We start from the raw sequence: 3,954 nt of genomic DNA, 5'->3' as shown, positions 1-3,954 counted from the left end.
CTGCTGTTCTCCCCCCGAGAGTTGTGATGGGGTATGTGTCAAGCGATGCCCCAGCCCAACGCGCTCAAGAGCTTCGGCGGCTTCCCGCTCATCGACGACGCTGTGGAAGTACTGAGCAAGCATGACGTTCTCCAGCGCAGTTAGGTAGGGAACCATATGGTACTGCTGAAACACCAAACCGAGATTCTCCCTTCTGAAACAAGCAAGGGCCTTCTGGTCAAGCTTCGTCACATCCGTCCCATTTATCAGCAAGGATCCTCCCGAGGGGGAATCAAGACAGCTGATCATGTTGAGCAGCGTGGTCTTCCCCGAGCCCGAAGGACCCATTATGGTCACCCAGCTGCCCTTCTCCACGTCCAGAGTCATGTCCCTCAATGCCCATGTGTCTGGTTTGTAGAGCTTGGACAATCCGCGCGCACGGACGATCGTGTCGCCCATATCAGTCGCCTCTCAGAACAACCGCGGGCTCCACCTTCGTCGCCCTCCTCACAGGTAGAAGGGAAGCCAGAAGTGCGACGCCCACTCCTGTGCCCAGGGCGACCGGGAACACCAAGAGACTTGGCATGACCTGGGAGTCGAATACGCTGAGTCCAATGAAGTACGCAAGGACGAGCCCGACTGTGTAGCCCAGGATTCCCCCGACTATTCCCATGATTCCAGCCTCTGCCAGGAAGAGGGATGCGATTCGGCCGTTTTCGGCGCCCATTGCCTTCATCAATCCTATCTCCTTCCGCCTCTCAACAACGGATGCGGTCATCGTGGTCGCCACGCCTAGAGCAGATGCCGACAGCGCCACGGAAGACACGAGCAGCATCATGTTCTCGATCTTCGAGAGGAGACTCATTTCCGCGTTTGCCAGCTGCTTGACGGTCTTCGCATCTACGTACGGTATCTTCTCCTCGATCTCCGCAGCGAACTCTTCCACGGGGCACTTCGTGCACAGCGCGCTCACCTGAACGGTGTGGACCTTGCCGGTCTTGCCGGTTAAGTTCTGGGCGACGTCCAATCCCACAAACACCTGGTCGTCCTCCGAACCTCCCGTGCTGACGATTCCCACCACATTCAAATCGATGGAGGTTGCGTTCCCGATGTCTTCCGGTCTCTCGCTGTATCCTGCCTTGACAACGTCTCCCAGCCCGAGTCCCAGTCTCTCCGCTACAGAGACGCCGATCATGGCGTCATGGGAATTGTTGCCATCAGCCACCCAGTCGCCTTGCACTTCCCACCAGGTATTGATCTTCTTAGCACCGGTCTTGAAGACCGTGCCGTCCTCAAGGATCGTGTCCTTCTCGAACCAGGTTCCAGTGAGTATGGCGACGCTGGTTTCATTCCCATTTTCGAGCGTCACCGCCTGATATAGGAAGGGCGCGTACCCAAGGACATTCTTCGCCCAATAGATGGTTTTGATCTTGTACAGGTCGCTCTGGTTGATGTATTTCTGTTCGGTCACGGCTCCGAACCCGAACTGACCAATCCCAACACTGATCGTATCCGACTGAGGAAGGAGGAGCAGGTTCGCACCGAACTTCCGGAACTCGTAGTTCATCTTCTCGTTGACGTCGAGTGACACTGTCAGAAGCGCCGTTGTCACCGACGCCCCCATCATGACCGCGATCACGGCAATCGCTATCTTGCCTTTACGCTTCGAGATGGATTTTGTGAGTATCCTCAGAAACACCTCAGCTTCCCCCCTGGCATCAACCTCAAGTTGTCGCTGTATCCGTGCTGCCGGTGAATATCACAGCGTTATATATATAGATGGCCCGTTGTTGCCAAATGTCAAAGACAATGTGCATAAGGAATACCCTTCAGGGGTTTCGACTGCCATGTCCTGCGCTGAATATGGTGTCGTTCCATCGGATTCCACCTGGATTTCCGTTGATGCCACAAGGGAGCTCAAGCACCAACTAGCGACTTGCCCAGGTCCTCTATGAGGTCATCCGCGTCTTCGATGCCGACAGAGAGTCTGATCAATTCATCCTTGATTCCTATCTTCTTCCTAGCCTCGGGCGGAACTGATGCATGTGTCATTGCTGATGGGAGAGAGATCAACGACTCCACGCCTCCTAGGCTCTCTGCGAGAGTGAAGAGCTTGGTCGACTTGAGAATCTTTCTTGCGCTCTTGATACCTCCAATCGGCTCGAAAGAGATTATGCCTCCGAAGCCGCTCATCTGCCGCCTTGCCAAGGCGTGCTGAGGATGGGATGCCAAGCCTGGATAGATCACGCGCCCCACCCGGGAGTGGGTCTCTAGAAACTCTGCGATCTTGTGTGCATTCTGCTCATGCCTTTCCATTCTGGCTGCAAGCGTCCGTATGCCTCTCAGCACCAGCCAGCAATCAAACGGACCGGGCACTGCGCCAGCCGCGTTCTGAAGGAACTTGAGCTTTTGGTAGATGGATTCATTGTTGACAACGACAGCACCGCCAACGACATCGCTATGTCCACCCAGGTACTTCGTCGTGCTATGGACGACGATGTTCGCTCCCAACTGCAGCGGCTGTTGGAAGTACGGGCTCATAAAGGTGTTGTCGACGACGGTCAGGACGCCACTGCGTCTTGCGATCTTCGTCGCAGCCGCAAGATCAGTTATCTTGAGCAGAGGGTTGGTCGGAGTTTCTATCCAGAGCATCTTTGTGTTCTTTGCCATCGCATTGTCCAGTTTCTTTAGGTTGCTCGTGTCGACGAAGGTGAACTCCAGCCCGAATCGCTCCATGACGTTTGTGAACAATCTCCGCGTGCCGCCATAAACGTCGTCCGAAACCACGACATGGTCGCCATTGCTCAGCAATCTAACCGCGGTGTCGATCGCGCTCATGCCAGAGGCGAATGCCAAACCGTGCTTCCCGCCTTCCAGTGCCGCCATGCTTGTCTCAAGCGCGGTCCTTGTTGGATTGGCGGTCCGGGAGTATTCGTACCCCCTTGATTTGTCGACCCCGTCCTGGGCATAGGTTGATGTCTGATAGATCGGCACCACGACAGAACCGGTTGATTTCTCAGGCTCCTGCCCGATGTGTATTGCCTTTGTAGCGAACTTCAATTATCTCCTCTCCCAATCGCAGCTGCCATCAGATGAAACTATTTTTCTTCATCCATTCGTCGGAATAGATCTTCGAAAGATAATTCCTGCCGGTGTCGGGCAATAGCGTCACAATCCTCTTGGCAAGTCCTGCACTCTCGATCTCTCGCGCAATCTGGATTGCGACAAAGATCGCAGCTCCGCCCGATCCGCCCGTCATGATCCCTTCCTCCTTCGCCAGAGCTCTTGCTGTGAGGAAAGCGTCCTTGTCGGAGACCGTAATGACCCTGTCGACAAGGTCAAGATTCACCGTCTTAGGGATGAATTCCTCCCCTATCCCTTCTACCATGTAAGGTTCTGCTCTGCTGAGGACTCCGGTCCTCTTATAATGCTCATAAACTGATCCCTGGGGGTCTGCGCCAATGATCTGGATGTGCTGGTCCTTCTCCTTCAGAAACCTCGCGACTCCCGAGATAGTTCCCCCCGTCCCGATGCCCGCAACGAAGTAATCCAGCCGCCCTCCCGTCTGCTTCCAAATCTCCGGCCCTGTGGTCCGGTAATGTGCCTCCGGGTTCGCCGGATTTGAAAACTGGTTGGGGACAAATGAATTCTGGATCGATCTTGCGATTGCTTCGGCCTTGTTCACATAGTAATCCGGATGCGTCGGAGGGACATTCGTCCGAGTCACCACAATCTGAGCCCCGTAAGCCCTCAGCAGATCAATCTTCTCTGCGCTCATCTTGTCTGGCAAGACGAATATCATCTTGTAGCTCTTGACGGCGGCGGCAATTGCCAGACCTACGCCCGTATTCCCTGCGGTAGCCTCCACGATCGTTCCGCCCGGACGAAGAAGCCCTTCCGATTCGGCCGCTTCGATCATTGCGATTCCAATTCGGTCCTTCACACTCCCTCCGGGATTCATGCACTCCAATTTGG

General features: G+C 55.1%; 4 protein-coding genes. All 4 read right to left on the bottom strand.

Going from position 1 to position 3,954, the window contains the following annotated elements; genetic code table 11:
* The coding region (locus tag KJ653_08325; GenBank protein MBU0685834.1) for an ATP-binding cassette domain-containing protein at positions 1 to 438 on the bottom strand (438 nt) is incomplete at its 3' end.
* Position 439: 1 nt separating this feature from the next.
* A complete protein-coding gene (locus KJ653_08320; protein MBU0685833.1) occupies positions 440 to 1,678 on the bottom strand; it encodes an FtsX-like permease family protein in 1,239 nt (412 codons plus the stop codon).
* Positions 1,679 to 1,896: 218 nt separating this feature from the next.
* The gene (locus KJ653_08315; protein ID MBU0685832.1) at positions 1,897 to 3,039 is read right to left on the bottom strand and encodes a cystathionine gamma-synthase; all 1,143 of its coding nucleotides are present in this window, start codon (positions 3,037 to 3,039) and stop codon (positions 1,897 to 1,899) included.
* Positions 3,040 to 3,067: 28 nt separating this feature from the next.
* The coding region (locus KJ653_08310) for a cysteine synthase family protein (GenBank protein ID MBU0685831.1) at positions 3,068 to 3,954 on the bottom strand (887 nt) is incomplete at its 5' end.

The sequence above is a fragment of the Candidatus Thermoplasmatota archaeon genome (assembly GCA_018814355.1).
In the GTDB taxonomy this organism is placed as follows: domain Archaea; phylum Thermoplasmatota; class Thermoplasmata; order UBA10834; family UBA10834; genus COMBO-56-21.
The sequence above is the reverse complement of the archived record's forward strand: the minus strand, read 5'-3'. Positions and strand labels throughout refer to the sequence as shown.